General features: G+C 55.8%; 11 protein-coding genes. 4 read left to right on the top strand and 7 right to left on the bottom strand.

Annotation, left to right across the window (positions count from 1 at the left end):
* Nucleotides 1–17: 17 nt before the first annotated feature.
* The 7 genes from fhuA to hrpB all read right to left on the bottom strand — a co-directional run bounded on the left by fhuA (nt 18) and on the right by hrpB (nt 12,788).
* Nucleotides 18–2,273, bottom strand: coding sequence for a ferrichrome porin FhuA (gene fhuA, locus AC2TE5_RS04000; protein WP_159515548.1), 2,256 nt, complete (start codon nt 2,271–2,273; stop codon nt 18–20).
* A 204-nt stretch (nt 2,274–2,477) separates the two neighbouring features.
* Nucleotides 2,478–3,482, bottom strand: coding sequence for a fimbrial protein (locus AC2TE5_RS03995; RefSeq protein ID WP_484612697.1), 1,005 nt, complete (start codon nt 3,480–3,482; stop codon nt 2,478–2,480).
* A gap of 12 nt (nt 3,483–3,494) precedes the next feature.
* Nucleotides 3,495–5,972: a fimbria/pilus outer membrane usher protein gene (locus tag AC2TE5_RS03990; protein WP_484612696.1), complete on the bottom strand. Its 2,478-nt coding sequence runs from the start codon at nt 5,970–5,972 to the stop codon at nt 3,495–3,497.
* A 20-nt stretch (nt 5,973–5,992) separates the two neighbouring features.
* Nucleotides 5,993–6,706 carry a fimbrial biogenesis chaperone gene (locus AC2TE5_RS03985; protein WP_484612695.1) on the bottom strand — a complete coding sequence of 238 codons (714 nt, stop codon included), beginning with the start codon at nt 6,704–6,706 and terminating at the stop codon, nt 5,993–5,995.
* Nucleotides 6,707–6,748: 42 nt separating this feature from the next.
* Complete coding sequence (locus AC2TE5_RS03980) at nt 6,749–7,321, bottom strand: fimbrial protein (RefSeq protein ID WP_484612694.1); 573 nt, start codon at nt 7,319–7,321, stop codon at nt 6,749–6,751.
* A gap of 342 nt (nt 7,322–7,663) precedes the next feature.
* Complete coding sequence (gene mrcB, locus AC2TE5_RS03975; protein ID WP_484612693.1) at nt 7,664–10,189, bottom strand: bifunctional glycosyl transferase/transpeptidase; 2,526 nt, start codon at nt 10,187–10,189, stop codon at nt 7,664–7,666.
* 169 nt (nt 10,190–10,358) lie between these two features.
* Entirely contained in the window at nt 10,359–12,788 is a 2,430-nt protein-coding gene (gene hrpB, locus AC2TE5_RS03970; RefSeq protein WP_484612692.1) for an ATP-dependent helicase HrpB, read from the bottom strand.
* A gap of 73 nt (nt 12,789–12,861) precedes the next feature.
* Between hrpB and thpR the strand changes: the two genes are divergently transcribed.
* The 4 genes from thpR (at nt 12,862) to gluQRS (ending at nt 15,692) form a co-directional block, all read left to right on the top strand.
* The gene (gene thpR / locus AC2TE5_RS03965; RefSeq protein ID WP_213329183.1) at nt 12,862–13,416 is read left to right on the top strand and encodes an RNA 2',3'-cyclic phosphodiesterase; all 555 of its coding nucleotides are present in this window, start codon (nt 12,862–12,864) and stop codon (nt 13,414–13,416) included.
* Nucleotides 13,406–14,110 carry a DNA/RNA nuclease SfsA gene (gene sfsA, locus AC2TE5_RS03960; protein WP_121425046.1) on the top strand — a complete coding sequence of 235 codons (705 nt, stop codon included), beginning with the start codon at nt 13,406–13,408 and terminating at the stop codon, nt 14,108–14,110. The genes thpR and sfsA overlap by 11 nt, the downstream gene beginning before the upstream one ends.
* Before the next feature lie 176 nt (nt 14,111–14,286).
* Complete coding sequence (dksA, locus tag AC2TE5_RS03955) at nt 14,287–14,742, top strand: RNA polymerase-binding protein DksA (protein ID WP_001155232.1); 456 nt, start codon at nt 14,287–14,289, stop codon at nt 14,740–14,742.
* 59 nt (nt 14,743–14,801) lie between these two features.
* Nucleotides 14,802–15,692 carry a tRNA glutamyl-Q(34) synthetase GluQRS gene (gene gluQRS / locus AC2TE5_RS03950; RefSeq protein ID WP_213329185.1) on the top strand — a complete coding sequence of 297 codons (891 nt, stop codon included), beginning with the start codon at nt 14,802–14,804 and terminating at the stop codon, nt 15,690–15,692.
* The last annotated feature ends 27 nt before the right edge of the window (nt 15,693–15,719 follow it).

Here is a 15,719-nt window from a genome sequence, read left to right as displayed (position 1 = left end):
CCGTGCCCGAAGAGAGATTAGAAGCGGAAGGTCGCGGTGGCAACAACCTGACGTTCAGCACCCCAGAAGCAGCCGTAGGTATTGAAGCAGCTGGCAACGTACTCGCGATCGAACAGGTTGTTCACGTGCAGCGCCACGTTTGAGCCCGCCATGCCAACGCGTGCCAGATCGTATCTGACCAGCGCATCGACAACGGTGTAGCTGCCCACCTTGAAGGAGTTCGCCGGATCGCCATAGCTTGAGCCGGTGTAACGCACGCCGGTACCCAGCGTCAGGCCAGACAGCGCACCGTCAAACAGGGTGTAATCGCCCCACAACGATGCCATGTGTTTTGGCACCTGAGCTGGCGTGTTGCCTTTGTAGGTGGTGTCCGTGGTGTATTCCGCATCGGTATAGGTATAAGAACCCACCAGGTTAACGCTCGCAGACAGGGCCGCTTTCGCTTCCACCTCTACGCCACGCGCGCGGATTTCACCGCCCTGAACCGAGAAGAAGGAGCCCGCCGGGTCCGCCATCAGGTTGTTGGTTTTGGTCAGCTGGTACAACGCGCCGGTAACGACGATCGGACGATCGTTCGGCACGTATTTCACGCCCGCTTCGTACTGTTTGCCTTTAGACGGCGCGAACAGCTTGCCCTGGGCATCGCTCTGCGAAGCCGGTTCAAACGATTCGCTGTAGCTAAAGTACGGAGTTACGCCGTTATCAAACAGATAGTTAACGCCACCGCGCCAGGTGAACTGGGTATCATCACGTTTGGAGGTGGTGTTCGTCACGCGGTTGTAGGATTCCTGATCGGCCCAGTCATAACGACCGCCCAGGGTTACCAGGACTTTGTCCCACTCAATTTGATCCTGAGCGTAAACGCCGGTCTGTTTTTGCTTGTTCAGCACCTGATAGGCACCTGACGGTCCAGGATGTGAACCGAAATCGAAATCGCTGCGATCGAGGTTATAGATATCAGATGGCGCAACGGAACCGGCATAGCCGAACCACGAGTCGATGTCATTACGCATGCGCATGAAATCCACACCCGTCAGCAGAGTATGATCGAGTGAGCCCGTCGCGAACTTGCTTTGCAGCTGCGTATCAACAGTGAAGTTTTCCAGCTTCTCGTTATCAATAACATACTGACGAGTCAGCGTATGGCCCCACTGCGACTGAGGAACGCTCGCGCAAGGGCTGGATGCCGGATTACTCGAATAGAGCGGATCGGAACACATACCGTAGCCGTAAACGCTGTTTTGCGAGGTCTTATTCTGCGCATAGCGCAGGTTCTGACGCACGGTAAAGGTGTCGTTGAATTCGTGATCGACGCTGTATCCCACCATTTTCTGGTTACGGGAATAGGTATTGTTCTTCGCACCTTCGTTGAAGTTCGTCGGCAGACGATCGCCGTTCGGCAGCGGATCAACCGTCCCCTCTTTTGGCAGCCAGCCGTAATAGCCCGTTTCAGGCTCGTTCTGGAAGTAGGAGAGGAACGTGAAGGTGGTTTTATCATCCGGACGCCAGGAGAAAGATGGCGCGATGGCGTAACGCTGCTCGCCTTTACCTTCCTGCTGGGAATTATTCGAACGCGCCACGCCCGTTAAGCGGTAAGAGTAAACGCCGTCATCGTCGATTGCATCGCTAAAGTCGAACCCGGTCTGGAACAGGCTATCCGTGCCGACTTTGAACTGGATCTCTTTCAGCGGCTCGGTTGTTGGGCGCTTGCTTACCATGTTCAGCAACCCGCCTGGGCTGCTTTTGCCGTACAGAACGGAAACCGGACCGCGCAAGATCTCGGCGCGCTCCAGCATATAAGGATCAATCACCGCGTCGTTATAGAAGTTCCCCTGCATTTTCATGCCGTCGAGGTAGTTATTCTGCGTCTGACCATCGGCCGCGAAGCCGCGAATAATCAAATAGTCATAGGTGTTAGACGCGCCGCGCGTGCCTACCGCAACGCCCGGCGTGTAGCTCAGGGCTTCTTTCACCGAGCGCGGCTGATGCAGCGCCATCTCTTCGGCCGTGACCACAGAAATAGACTGAGGAACCTTCTGAATCGGGGTATCCGTTTTGGTCCCGGTCGCGGATTGCCTTGCGGCGATGGTCGCAGCAGGCCCCCAGGCACTTTCCTGTGCCGCAGGTGCTGCTGTTACCGTAATGGTTTCTTCTTTTTTCGGGGCTTCGGCCGCATGCGCATAAGCAGACATGCCGGCAACCGCTGTGGCGACAACGACCGCGATTTTACGTCGCGACGTGTTAATAGGCTGAGCTGTATTGAAAAGCGCCATGTTGTTCTCTGATGGAAAAGTGAATGATAACGTAAACGAGAATTATTATTATGAGCGCCAGAATAATATGCGAAACGCTGGTTGCATAGCAAGCAGTAAGCGGCCCTACAAGATTTAAGGGTTTAAGAATTAACCAGATGAAAAGAGAGGGTTAATGAGGTTAGCGAAATGATCGCTAAAGCCCGCCGAAACGGGCAGAGAGGATTAACGGTAAAACACCTCGAACGTGGCGACGGAGTCGACTTTGCCCGCTTTTACCTCCCCCGTTTTGACGTAGCGCGCCTTGAGGGGGATTTCAACGGGGACCTTGTCCTGCGTACTGGTTATCGCCGTGTAGTTCTGGTCAAACTGCAGCACCGTATTGTTCTTGTCGAGAATTTGGATGCCGACACCCGCGGCGGCGGAATCTCCGGCTGCGATGCCAAGGATATTGCCGTTCGTCACGCCCGTCGATCCCGCGCTGGTGAACTGATAATCGACCTTTGTCCCCGCCGCGCAGTCGGTGATTTCAATCTTAAAACTGCCGTCGGTAAGAATGTCTGAGTATTGCCCGTCAAAATCCTGAACGTTAACCGTTTTAAGGGGCACATAAATGTTGCGGTCGACCAGATTACAGGTGTTGGTCGTAATGTGAACGCTGGCAGGAGAAAACCGCATTTCACCGATTACCGCGTTACCCAGCATATCCACAGCCGTTAATTGCGAAGTATCCAGATCCCCCTCCTGGATATCGCCTGTTACTACCAGCTGTGCAGCGGCGCGAAACGTAGATTTTTTATGCGAAGAGCCATGAATAGACCCCAGATAATGGATAGCCCGAAAGAGGTTCTCTTCGTTATAGCTGGGAAGACGTTCGTTCGAGGAAGCCGCTCGGATACCAATACCCGGCACGTTAGTTTGATAAACCCCAGGCAGAACACTTTCGCGTGCATCAGTATCCGCAAGATAAAGATATCCGCGTCTGATTTGCGCGTCACCATAACACTCCACCGTGACTTCCTTACTCTCGACGCTGACGTCATAAATCACGGTGCCGACGGGCGTATCGGGGGCAACAACAATCAGCGGCGGAAGTTGAAATGTGACCACCGCGTCCACGTCAGAGCTGCCGTTAAAAGTACAGTCAGCCCAGGCTGAATGGAAAAAGGTGCCCGCCAGCAAGAGCAGCAGTGGCGAAAGAAACGTTTTGACTGAACAACATTGACGCATGAAATACCTCTGTTAATGGCAGTTGACCGTAGCTTTCACGATCCCTGCTGAGCCCTGCGAGGGAAGATCCAGTACTCCCTGACACTGACGATCGCGTTCTTCCCCCCACTGCACGCTAAACGTTGTTTTGCCGGACAGCCCCGTGAGGTAAACCTCACCGTCATCCCCGACGATGGCGGAGGTGCTCTCCAGCGCCACCACAGCCCCAAACGGAACGGGCTTACCCGCATAGAGCAAGGTCACCAGCGCGCGTCGGCCAACGCGAGCATCGAACGTGGCGTGCAGCGCTGCCCCTTTCGTCGGCACGAGATCTAGCGTTGCCGCATCGATATCAATATCCTCCCGATCCTGGGTATTTACGGTAATGACGTTGTGCCGATAGGCCGTCAGGGAGGGCACAATGGCGTTACCAAAACGGTCTGTAGAGATGCCCCGCCCGTTTTGCACTTTGACGTTATCGCCATCCTTAATGTGCACAATGGCGAACGCGTCGCGTACGGGTTGCCCCAGCGTCACGCCATGCTCGTGGGCAACGATTGATCCCTGCGCGCTGTAGTTCCACTGCCGATTATCACCGCCGTAGCTGTACCCCATCCCGACCTCACCGGAAGCGCCACGGTAACGTCCGGACAGGCTGCCGCCGTAGCCGGTATTCTGATTGGCATAGCTCTGCTGCAGGTTGTAGCTCAGCTTATTGTCCTCCAGCGCGGTACCGCCGAGCCCGACCTGATGCGAAACATATCCACCGCTGGCGGTGTTAGCGCTGTAGGTTGCCCAGGAGTCAGGCAGCCACTTTGAGAATGGAATGTTGACCGTCAACGCCATCTGCCGGTCGGTATCGGCGTCCGGCGTGCGGGTCAGGTTGTAGCTTATCGACCAGGTAATATCGCGCCAGCTGGAGCTCAGCCCCGCGCTGACGCTACGCTCATGGCCGTCCATGTCCCAGTAATCCTGCTGATAGCCGTTGAGATAAGCCGAGCCCCAGTCTGAAATGCGCTGGGAAAGGTTTAGCTGCATGCGGCTACGGCGGTTGTTGGTTCTGCGGTAGGTATAGATACCGTCATCGATATTGCTGTCCCGCCGATCGATAGCCTCCTGAAAGGTATAAAACCCCGAGGTGGAGTAGCGGTAGCTGGCAAGCGTGACGGTCGTATCGGTGTCAGGGATATCTTTTGAGTACTGGGCCCGCCACGATAAACCGCTGGCATCGTCACTCCCGTCATCAAACGCGGTACGCGCAGCGGTCAGGTCGACAGATGCGGAGCCGAATTGCCCCAGGTCGGCACCAAGCCCCAGCAGCAGCGCATGATACAGTGACGCACCCAGCGCGCCGGTATAGGCCGTGACGCCGTAAGGCAGACCATAGATTGCCGTACCCTGCGCAAAGGTGGGTTCATCTTCCCCTTCGTTACCGCGATAGCGCCCTGCTGCCAGCGAGTACTTAAAACCGCCTTCTCGCTGTAGCACCGGCACCGACGCGCTGGCCTGAATGAAGCTGTGCTCGCTGCCATCCGCCTCTTCGACGGTCACTTCCAGATCGGCTCCGGAAGTCACCTGGCTCAAATCGCGGATCTCAAAAGGCCCTGGCGAGACGTTTGTCTGATAGATGGTGTAGCCGTTTTGCTTGATGGTGACCTTCGCGTCGCTATTCGCAATACCCCGCACAACGGGCGCAAAGCCTTGCTGGCTGACGGGCAGCATAGCGGTATCCGTTTCCAGCTTCACGCCGGTCATCTGGACGCTGTCAAAAAGCTCGCCATTGGTATACGTCTGCCCCATCTCAAGCTGGCTTTTCAACACTTTAATGTCACGCTGCAAAGTGCTGGCGATGGCCTCCCAGCCGGACGCATTGCTCCAGGTGCTGTTATTGCGCAGTCGCCACGCGCCAAGATTCATTCCAGACTCCAGACCCAGCCAGGTCGAAGAGGTGTTGCCCGAGCTGTAGTGTTGCTGAGAGCCGCTGAGCTGATAGCTTGTCCAGGCGGCAGGTGCGCCGTCATCCCAGAATTTCGGGTTTATCGCGCCAGCGACGGCCCGATCGCGGTAGATCTGCGGAATGACCAGCTTCAGGGTCTGATTATCCTGATCGTAATCGTAGCGTGCGTTTTCAATGAAATGAGAGATGTCCCGGACGTAAGCCCCGTCGTCCAGCGCCTTTAAATCCGGGATCGTGTCGACTTTCACGCCGTATTCGCGCAGGTCCGCTTTGGTCAGCTCCGGCAGCAGATGCTGTTTGTCGTCAGAAAGCACATAGGTGAGCGTACGTGTATCCAGCACGTCCCGATCCCACATAATCGTCGTGGGGTAGCTTCCTGCAAGTAAGCCATTATCATTGATGAAGTTTTTGAGCGTGGAGGTATTTTCGAGAGGGGTATCCAGTTCAAGGATCCGCAGGTTGAATTCGTCATCCGCACTTGCAGGCTGGATCGCGGCGAGCAGCGCCAGCGCGATCCCGGACAGTACCTGTTTGTGAAGTAAAGATGACGACATAACGTACCAACATGATCGATTTAAAGAGCCTGCTTGCGTTGAGGAGTCTGGGCGCCGAAATCATTAATAGCCGTCCAGGTCACCGGGCCATTTGCCGCTTTTGGTAGCGCGAAACTCTGCTTGCTAAACGGTGCAACCATCATTGAAATGGCACCCGGCGTGGTTTTGGTCTCTTTCACCGGTACGCTTTTCCCGCCAACGGCCAGTTCGCCAAAAGAGACGTAAAAAGGCGTAGGGTTGTTTGCAATTAGCGTCTCACCCTGACGATGGAACGTGATTTTTTCATAGGCCCCCAGCGCATCGGCTTCCTTCAGCTGAGCGGGACGCCAGAAAAGCTTCAGGCGCGTTTTCATTGCGAACTGCAGCGTGTTTTTCTCTTTCAGATCGGGAGACAGAGCAGAGACGGATTTCACGTTCGCCAGAAACAGTGATTCGCGGTCTGCCGGCAGGCTGTTTTTATCGCCGGTAAAAATAACGTGTAACAGCGTCTGACGATTTTCCTGCAACTTATAGACAGGCGGCGTAATAATAAAGGGAGCCTTTGCATCATTGGGATAACTGACCCAGCTTTGCACCAGATAACGCGTATGAGGATCTTTATTTTTAAGTGCGATTTGTACTTCAGATTTATTCGATGGATAAATAATTCGCGTACCACCGAGAACAACGCTTGCCTGCACTGAACAGCAAGAAATAATTAAACAACCACATAACAATTTAAATAACGTCTTCATACAGCGTTCCAGAAGGCAGCCTTTCAGGCTGCCAGTCATTGTTTAGCGATAGACAACCTCAAATGTGGCTGAGGAGGAGTAATGACCCGCGGTTGGCGCGGTATCACCGACCTGAATTACTTTCGCGGTGTAGTTAAAGACAGAAGCCGCTGCGCCGGTCGCATCGTTAGCCACGTCGGTGCCTGCATCCGGTACTGAACCGTCAAAGAGCACATCGCCTTTGCCGCCGTTTTCATTGCTGACAGTGATGCCAACGTTAGTGGCATTGCCTGCGCCGGAGAGATCGTTCTTCAAACGCTTGTACGCTGCATCTGTCGTTGTGCCGCTGAACTTGAGGTTCAGTTTGGCGACCAGCGGGTCACATTTTTTCACTTCAATCTTGAAGGCCTTGGATGTTCCCACGGTACCGTCAGCGCCAAAGTCCGAAGGATAGGTATCCGCGAATGTGACGGTTGATGCGTTGGTACCTGAGCCATCAACGTTAATTTCGCAGGTATCGGCAACAATTTTTCCGGCGAAGTTCACCGTACCGGAATCGTTCGATGCGAAGACAGGCAGAGACACCGCAGCCATAAGGCTTCCGGCCAGGAACGAAGAAACAACATATTTATTCATGATAATATCCTTATATATATCGATGTAGACATCCATTCCCGCAAAAAAACGAGCGTCAGAATGTTATGCAAGTTTTCACGCCAATCACGACCAAATATCTACCAATGAAATATTCTATGAGGCCGGTGGATTTGTTGAGGAGATTACATCAGATTATTCTTGCACGTGTCCAGAGTGCAAAATAACAGACCAAATAAAAACCACCCCAAGCTTATGTTTTAAATGATAAAACCAAGCACTTAATAATTCTTAATTCTGATTTTAATAATTTTAAAATATTAATAAATGTAAAAAACAAAAAAGCCGCTTTATATTAAAGCGGCTTTTTATTCAGGAAACTAATTAGTTCCCGCCAAACATGTCCTTAATCCAGCCGGCTACGCCATCGCTGTCTTTCTTCTCATTCTGCTGCTGCGGCTGTTGCTGCTGCGGCTGCTGTGGCTGAGAAGACTGGTCGAACGGGTTGCCCGTCGGCTGTTCAGGCTGGCTTTGCTGGCACAGCGAGTCCGGGTTGGCCGTCCAGACCGGCAGGGTACGCATCCCGCCGCCGCAGACAAAGTTACCGGAACTGTCCACGCCCATATCCACGATATCTTCCGGCGCAACCAGATTCAGCGGAACCGGAGACTGATTAGCCAGATAGCGCTGGTAAATCGACATCGCCCCGCTCGCCCCGTACAGTTTGGTCGGCTGGTTGTTGTCGCGGCCTACCCAGGTGATCACCACTTCACGACCATCGATACCGGCAAACCAGGTATCGACGTTGTTGTTGGTGGTCCCGGTTTTACCCGCCAGATGCAGACCCGGATACTTCGCACCCAGCTGACGTCCGGTACCGCGCTGCACAACCTGCTGCATCGTCCACAGCGTCATATAGGCGGCCTGAGCAGGAACGGCACGCTCCGCCTGCGGGAAGCTCTGATACAGCACGGAGCCATCTTCGGCAATCACCGAACGCAGGGCTGACAGCGGTGCGCGGTTGCCCCCGCTGGCAATGGTCTGGAATGCCTGCGCCACTTCGATCGGCGTCAGGTTAAGCGCACCGAGGATCATCGCCGGCACCGGGTGCAGCTGATCTTTCGGCACGCCCAGTTTTTGCCAGGTATCGACAATCGCTGGCAGTCCCAGCGACATGCCCAGGTTTACCGTTGGCACGTTCATGGAACGCGTTAACGCATCCACCAGCATGACCTGACCGCTGAACTGTTTATCATCGTTCTGCGGCGACCAGACCTGGCCGTTAGGCTGGCGCAGGGAGATCGGCGCATCCGCAATCCAGGTATTCAGGCGATACTGATTTGGCTGACTCAGGGCAGTGAGGTAGGTTGCCGGTTTTGCCAGAGAGCCGATTGAGCGACGCGCCTGCATGGCGCGGTTGTAGCCCGCATACTGCGGCTCGGCACCGCCCACCATGGCGCGAACTTCGCCGGAGTTACGGTCAACCACCACCATCGCGGTTTCAAGATCGGAGAGCTTACGCTGCTTCTTCAGCGCCGGAATGCCTTCCACCGCCGCTTTTTCTGCCGCATCCTGCGCCACGGAATCAAAGGTGGTGAAGATCTTCACGCCGGAGAGATCTTTGACCTTATCACCAAGCTTGCTTTGCAGCTCCTGACGCACCAGCTGCATAAACGCAGGCTGAGGCGAAATCACGCCGCCGCGCGGCTGAACGCCGAGCGGACGCGCGCTCAGCATGTCGTACAGCTCCTGGTCAATCACCTGCTGCTGTTGCAGCAGACGCAGAACGAGGTTACGACGCTCCAGCGCCAGTTTCGGGTTACGCCACGGGTTATAAATGGACGCCCCTTTCACCATGCCCACCAGCAGCGCCTGCTGGTCCAGGCTCAGCTCTTCCACCGGACGGCCAAAGTAGTACAGGCTCGCCAGCGGGAAGCCGCGGATTTCGTTATCGCCGCTCTGACCGAGGTACACCTCGTTCATGTACAGCTCAAGGATACGATCCTTGCTGTAGCGCGCATCCATCAGCACGGCCATGTAGGCTTCGTTCGCTTTACGCCAGTAAGAGCGTTCGCTGGAGAGGAACAGGTTCTTCACCAGTTGCTGAGTCAGCGTACTCGCCCCCTGCACGGTGCGACCGGCAGTCAGGTTAGCCAGCACCGCACGACCAATCGAGTAGAGGCTGATGCCATCGTGCTCGTAGAAGTGACGGTCTTCGGTTGCCAGCAGAGTATCGACCAGCAGATCCGGGAAGCCGTTACGCGCCACGAACAGGCGCTGCTCGCCGTTTGCCGACGAAAGCATGGTGATCAGGCGCGGATCGAGACGGAAGAAACCGAACTGACGGTTGTTATCCATGTTCTCGATGGTGTCCAGACGATCGCCGTCAAAGGTCAGACGCGCGCGCACCTGCCCCTCTTTGCTGTCCGGGAAATCAAACGGACGACGGATCATCTCAATGCTGTTGGACTGCACGGTAAATTCGCCAGGCCGCGTCATTTTTGACACCTGACGATACTGGGTGGCTTCCAGCAGTTTAACCATCTCGTTCTTAGTGATGGACATATCTGGCTCAAGGTTCACCATACGGCCATACACTGCCGCAGGTAGCTGCCAGACTTTACCGTCGATACGGCTGCGGATCTTCTGATCCAGATACACGCCGTAAATCGCCATCAGCACGACAAAAACAATAAACAGCTTCAGCAGCAGCCAGAACCAGCCGCGCTTGCCCCGAGGCTTACGCCCTTTGCCTTTTCCATTACGCGGCATCGGTTCTTCATCCTCATAATCGTCTTCATAGTCATCGTCATAGTCCTCATCTCTGAGGCGACGACGGCTTACCTTTTCTTTCGCCGGACGCGTTGGTTTTCCCTTACGTCCTATTGGCTCGCGGTCATTCCCCGCCATGCTTTTTCTCCGCAACTTTCAGGCGCAAAGGCCAGATTTTCTTTTCTTTCACAGGCCTGTGAAAGAAGAAATCTCTCAAAATTTGTTTTCTCCCTCTCCCCGTGGGAGAGGGCTGGGGTGAGGGCATCAGGCTGCACTTTTCAGGCCGCACTCCCCTCTTTCACCTAACTTACGAATATTTCTTCGTTCGCCGCGTCGGCGCCGTATTCGCCGGATCGTCCGGCCAGACATGTTTGGGGTATCGCCCCTTCATCTCTTTCTGCACTTCACGGTAGCTTCCCGCCCAGAACGCCCCCAAATCTCGGGTGATTTGTAATGGACGATGCGCAGGCGACAGCAGCTCAAGCACTAACGGCACGCGCCCTTCCGCAATGGACGGCGTGGTGGCCTCACCAAACATCTCCTGCATCCGAACCGCCAGCGCCGGCGGATTATCCTCATGATAACGGATGGAAATCCGGCTTCCGGTCGGCACAGTGTAATGCCCTGGCAGTTCACTATCCAGACGTTGACGTAATGACCAGTCCAGTAAATTCTGTAACGCTGTCTTAACATCAAGCGCCTTAAGGGCTCGCAGGGAGTGCACGCCGCTCATTTGCGGCAGTAGCCAGTGCTCAAGCGAAGCAAGCAGCGTCTCGTCATCCACCGCGGGCCAACCGTATTCCGGTAGCCACTTCGCGGCGCAGTGCAGGCGAATGCGGTACTGCCCGGCTTCCGGCGTCCAGTTCAGGGCGCTCAGCCCTTTTTCCCGAATGCCGTTCAGCATGGCCTGATGAAGCTCTTCTTCCGACGGCTTTGCCAGCGGCTTCGTCCCTAGCGTCAACTTACCAATCTGGCTGCGACGAAGCGCCTTCAGCGTGCCCTGGGCGTCATCCCATTCCACGGTATCAGATTGCTGAAGCAGCTGCGGGCAGGCGCGCGTCAGGGCGTCAATCTCTACGGCAATCGCCTGCAGGATACGCGCATCCGGAGAATGGCTACCCTGAAGCAACAGCGGGGCGATCAGCCATTCGTGACGCGTCAGCGCATCATCGCTGTCCAGCATCGCCCCCATGCCGTTTGCCAGCTGGTAGCGACCGTCCAGCCCGCGCCGACGCGCGATCCTGTCCGGGAAGGCCTGTGCCAGCAGGAAGCCAATCTTATCGCTGTCAGGCGATCCTCCCCGGCTATTCAGACGTTTGCTCAGCTGCTGCGCCCGCTGCTGCCAGTTCCCCTGACTGCGCGAAAACGCCTGCCCCAGATCGCTGCTGCCACCGCGAGGCGGCTCCTCAAGAATAGCCGCCAGTTTTGCCGCCGTGGCAATTTCATCATCCCCTTGCGCGGCCACCAGCATCGCGGCCAGACGCGGATCGTTGCCCAGCGCCGCCATTTTCTGGCCGCGCGCCGTCAGACGCTCGCCTTCCAGCGCGCCGAGCTGGGTCAGCAACGTGCGCGCAGCGGTGAGGTTTACGACAGGGGGAGGATTAAGCCAGGTAAGCTGCTCAGGGTTCGGGCAGCCCCACTGAAGCAGATCCATCACCAGGCCAGACAAATCGCTTTGTAAAATTTCCGGGGTGCTTTGCTGTGCAGCGCGTTCAGCCTGTTCCGCGCTGGTCAAATGCAGGCAGATACCCGGCTCAAGACGCCCCGCACGGCCCGCGCGCTGCACCATCGACGCCTGGCTAATGCGCTGCGTCAGGAGTTTAGTCAGCCCGGTACGCGGGTCAAAGCTTGCCACCCTCTCCTGCGCGCTATCCACCACCAGACGAATGCCTTCAATGGTCAAACTGGTTTCAGCAATGTTGGTTGCCAGCACCACCTTGCGCTGCCCCACCGGGGCCGGAAGGATGGCTTTACGCTGATCCTGTAGCGACAACGCGCCGTAGAGCGGGCAAAGCAGCACCTCGCCGCCTACGCGGGTAGAAAGCAGCTCCTGCACGCGCTGGATTTCACCGACGCCCGGCAAAAATAGCAGCAGGGAACCGGGCTCCTGGCGCAGCAGCTCAGCGGTGGCAATAGCGACGGCCTCGTCAAAACGCTGGTGTGAAGGAAGCGGTTGATAGCGGCGTTCAACCGGAAACGCCCGCCCTTCCGAGCTGATGACCGGCGCATCGGGTAATGCCTGTCGTAGCCGCTCGTTATCCAGCGTGGCCGACATAATAAGCAGCCGGAGATCGTCGCGCAGCCCCTGCTGCACATCCAGCAACAGCGCGAGGGCCAGATCCGCCTGCAGGCTGCGCTCGTGGAACTCATCCAGGATCACCAGCCCGACGCCGTTCAGCTCCGGATCGTTTTGCAGCATGCGGGTGAGAATACCCTCGGTGACCACTTCAAGACGCGTGGTCGGGCCAACGCAGGTCTCGGCACGCATCCTGTAACCTACCGTTTCGCCCGGTTTTTCATTCAGCAGTTCCGCCAAACGCTGCGCCACGTTGCGCGCGGCCAGCCTGCGCGGCTCCAGCAGGATAATTTTCCCGCTGATGTTTCCGTCTTTCAGAATCTGCAGCGGCAGCCAGGTGGACTTCCCCGCGCCCGTAGGGGCATTCAGCAAAACCTGCGGGGCATGGTGTAAGGCAGCGAGAAGCTCAGGAAGAATGACGGCGACCGGCAATGAGGACACTAACAGCTCCAGAGGGTTAACATTAGTCGGCGTACATTGTAGCATCGGCGCATATCATTACCGAGTCCTCCGTATGCCTGAGTCGAAACGGCTGTTTTTTGCCATTGAATTGCCCACCGCGATACAGCGTCAAATTGTCCGCTGGCGCGCCGATTGCTTCCCGCCGGAGGCAGGCCGCCCTGTCGCGGCGGCCAACCTGCACTTGACGCTGGCCTTTTTGGGCGACGTCAGTGCCGAAAAGCAGCGGGCGTTAGCCGCAATGGCCGGGCGTATTGCCCAGCCGGAATTTACGCTGCACCTCGACGACGCGGGACAGTGGCTGCGTTCGCGCGTGGTCTGGCTGGGCACGCGCCAGCCACCGCGCGGATTATTGCAGCTGGCGAATATGCTGCGCGCGCAGGCGGCTCGCAGCGGCTGTTATCAGAGCCCACAGCCGTTTCATCCCCATATCACGCTGCTGCGCGATGCCGGTCAGGCCGTTGCCATCCCGCCGCCGGGTTTTCACTGGGCCTTTCCGGTCAACGGATTCGCGCTTTACGAATCCGTCTTTGCACAGGGACGCACCCGCTATACGCCGCTACAGCGCTGGACGCTGGGCAACACCGAAAGGAATTCTGATGAAGTTTAGTCCTCCCCTGCAGCACGCTACGCTTATCCAACGCTACAAACGCTTCCTCGCCGACGTGATCACCCCCGAAGGGGTACAACTCACCCTGCACTGCCCCAATACCGGTGCTATGACGGGCTGTGCGACGCCGGGTGACAGGGTCTGGTATTCCACATCAGAAAATACTAAACGCAAATATGCCCATACCTGGGAAATGACCGAAACCCAAAATGGGGCATTTATTTGCGTTAACACCCTGCGCGCAAATCAGCTGGTTAAGGAAGCGCTGACCCACGGCACAATTCCTGAACTGGTAGGATACGGCACGCATAAAAGTGAAGTGAAATATGGCGATGAAGGCAGCAGAATTGACTTCATGTTACAGGCGGAAGACAGGCCGGAGTGCTATATTGAAGTGAAATCAGTGACGTTAGCGGAACAGGAAAATGGCTACTTCCCGGATGCGGTAACGCTACGTGGCCAGAAGCATCTGCGAGAGCTAATGAGTGTTGCGGCGGCGGGCAAACGCGCCGTATTGCTGTTTGCAGTGTTGCACTCAGCCATTGAACGTTTCTCCCCTGCCCGCCATATTGATCCTAAATACGCGCAATTGTTGAATGAGGCACAAAAGCAGGGGGTAGAGGTTTTCGCTTATAAAGCGGAACTTTCTGCCGATAATATGACTCTGATATCCTCTCTTCCCATTGTCTTATAAGGGATTAGACGATTGACGATTAAGTGTTCTGGCCGCGTGCGCAAATACGCTTTTCCTCACAGGCTTGTCAAGTGTTACGTTTAGATAATTGCCATCCGGAAAAGCATCTGCTATTTATAGCGACCTGATTTTTCCCCCAACACGGGGATCGATAGTGCGTGTTAAGGAGAAGCAACATGCAAGAAGGGCAAAACCGTAAAACATCGTCCCTGAGTATTCTCGCCATCGCTGGGGTGGAGCCGTATCAAGAGAAGCCGGGCGAAGAGTATATGAACGAAGCCCAGCTGTCGCACTTCAAGCGTATTCTTGAAGCATGGCGTAATCAACTCAGGGATGAAGTCGATCGCACCGTTACTCATATGCAGGATGAAGCTGCTAACTTCCCGGATCCGGTAGACCGTGCCGCTCAGGAAGAAGAGTTCAGCCTCGAACTGCGTAACCGTGACCGCGAACGCAAACTGATCAAAAAGATCGAGAAAACGCTGAAAAAAGTCGAAGACGAAGATTTTGGCTACTGCGAATCCTGCGGTGTTGAAATCGGTATTCGTCGCCTGGAAGCGCGTCCAACCGCCGATCTGTGCATCGACTGTAAAACGCTGGCCGAAATCCGCGAAAAACAGATGGCCGGTTAATACCAGCGCTGTTTACACACTTCAAAGGCGGGAGTCTCTCCCGCCTTGTTACTGTTGATATGTCTGAATCACACTATATTGGGCGCTTCGCGCCATCTCCTTCCGGTGAATTACACTTCGGCTCATTAATTGCCGCGCTCGGCAGCTACCTGCAGGCTCGCGCCCGCCTGGGAAAATGGCTCGTACGCATTGAAGATATTGACCCTCCACGTGAAGTTCCCGGTGCTGCAGAGACGATTCTGCGTCAGCTGGAACATTACGGTCTTCACTGGGATGACGAGGTGCTCTGGCAGTCAAAACGTCACGAGGCTTATCGGGAACGTCTGGCCTGGCTTCGCGATCGGGGGCTTTCCTATAACTGCACCTGCACCCGCGCGCGTATCCAGAGCGTGGGTGGCGTTTATGACGGCCACTGCCGCACGCTTAATCTTCCCCAGGAAAATGCCGCCGTACGTATAAAGCAGCGTGCCCCGGTAACGCACTTTACCGATCTCCTCTCCGGTGAGGTTCATGCCGATGAACGTCTGGCGCGTGAGGATTTTATTATTCACCGCCGTGACGGCCTGTTTGCCTATAACCTGGCGGTGGTCGTCGACGATCGTTTCCAGGGCGTGACGGAAATTGTGCGCGGAGCAGACCTGGTCGAACCGACCGTGCGACAAATATCGCTCTATCATCAGTTTGGCTGGACGGCACCGGACTACATTCATCTGCCGCTGGCGGTCAATGCGCAGGGCTTTAAATTGTCAAAGCAGAACCACGCTCCGGCCCTGCCAGACGGCGATCCGCGTCCTGTTTTGATCGACGCGCTGCGATTTCTCAACCAGAATGTAACCAACGAATGGCAGGATCTGCGTATTGACGAACTGCTGAAAATGGCCGTTGCCAATTGGACGCTCGCGGCAGTGCCAAAAATCCAGCATTCTCAAATGCGTTGCGCTGAGCTATGATTAGCCGCTTTTTTCATAACAAAACAC

This window comes from Enterobacter sp. N5-15 (assembly GCF_057221635.1).
The sequence above is the reverse complement of the archived record's forward strand: the minus strand, read 5'-3'. Positions and strand labels throughout refer to the sequence as shown.

Bases quoted from the DNA above. Each gene is read 5' to 3' on its own strand.
- thpR (WP_213329183.1), top strand. From the start codon at position 12,862: ATGCCTGAGTCGAAACGGCTGTTTTTTGCCATTGAATTGCCCACCGCG.
- dksA (WP_001155232.1), top strand. From the start codon at position 14,287: ATGCAAGAAGGGCAAAACCGTAAAACATCGTCCCTGAGTATTCTCGCC.
- sfsA (WP_121425046.1), top strand. From the start codon at position 13,406: ATGAAGTTTAGTCCTCCCCTGCAGCACGCTACGCTTATCCAACGCTAC.
- mrcB (WP_484612693.1), bottom strand. From the start codon at position 10,189: ATGGCGGGGAATGACCGCGAGCCAATAGGACGTAAGGGAAAACCAACG.
- AC2TE5_RS03990 (WP_484612696.1), bottom strand. From the start codon at position 5,972: ATGTCGTCATCTTTACTTCACAAACAGGTACTGTCCGGGATCGCGCTG.
- AC2TE5_RS03995 (WP_484612697.1), bottom strand. From the start codon at position 3,482: ATGCGTCAATGTTGTTCAGTCAAAACGTTTCTTTCGCCACTGCTGCTC.
- fhuA (WP_159515548.1), bottom strand. From the start codon at position 2,273: ATGGCGCTTTTCAATACAGCTCAGCCTATTAACACGTCGCGACGTAAA.
- AC2TE5_RS03985 (WP_484612695.1), bottom strand. From the start codon at position 6,706: ATGAAGACGTTATTTAAATTGTTATGTGGTTGTTTAATTATTTCTTGC.
- gluQRS (WP_213329185.1), top strand. From the start codon at position 14,802: ATGTCTGAATCACACTATATTGGGCGCTTCGCGCCATCTCCTTCCGGT.
- AC2TE5_RS03980 (WP_484612694.1), bottom strand. From the start codon at position 7,321: ATGAATAAATATGTTGTTTCTTCGTTCCTGGCCGGAAGCCTTATGGCT.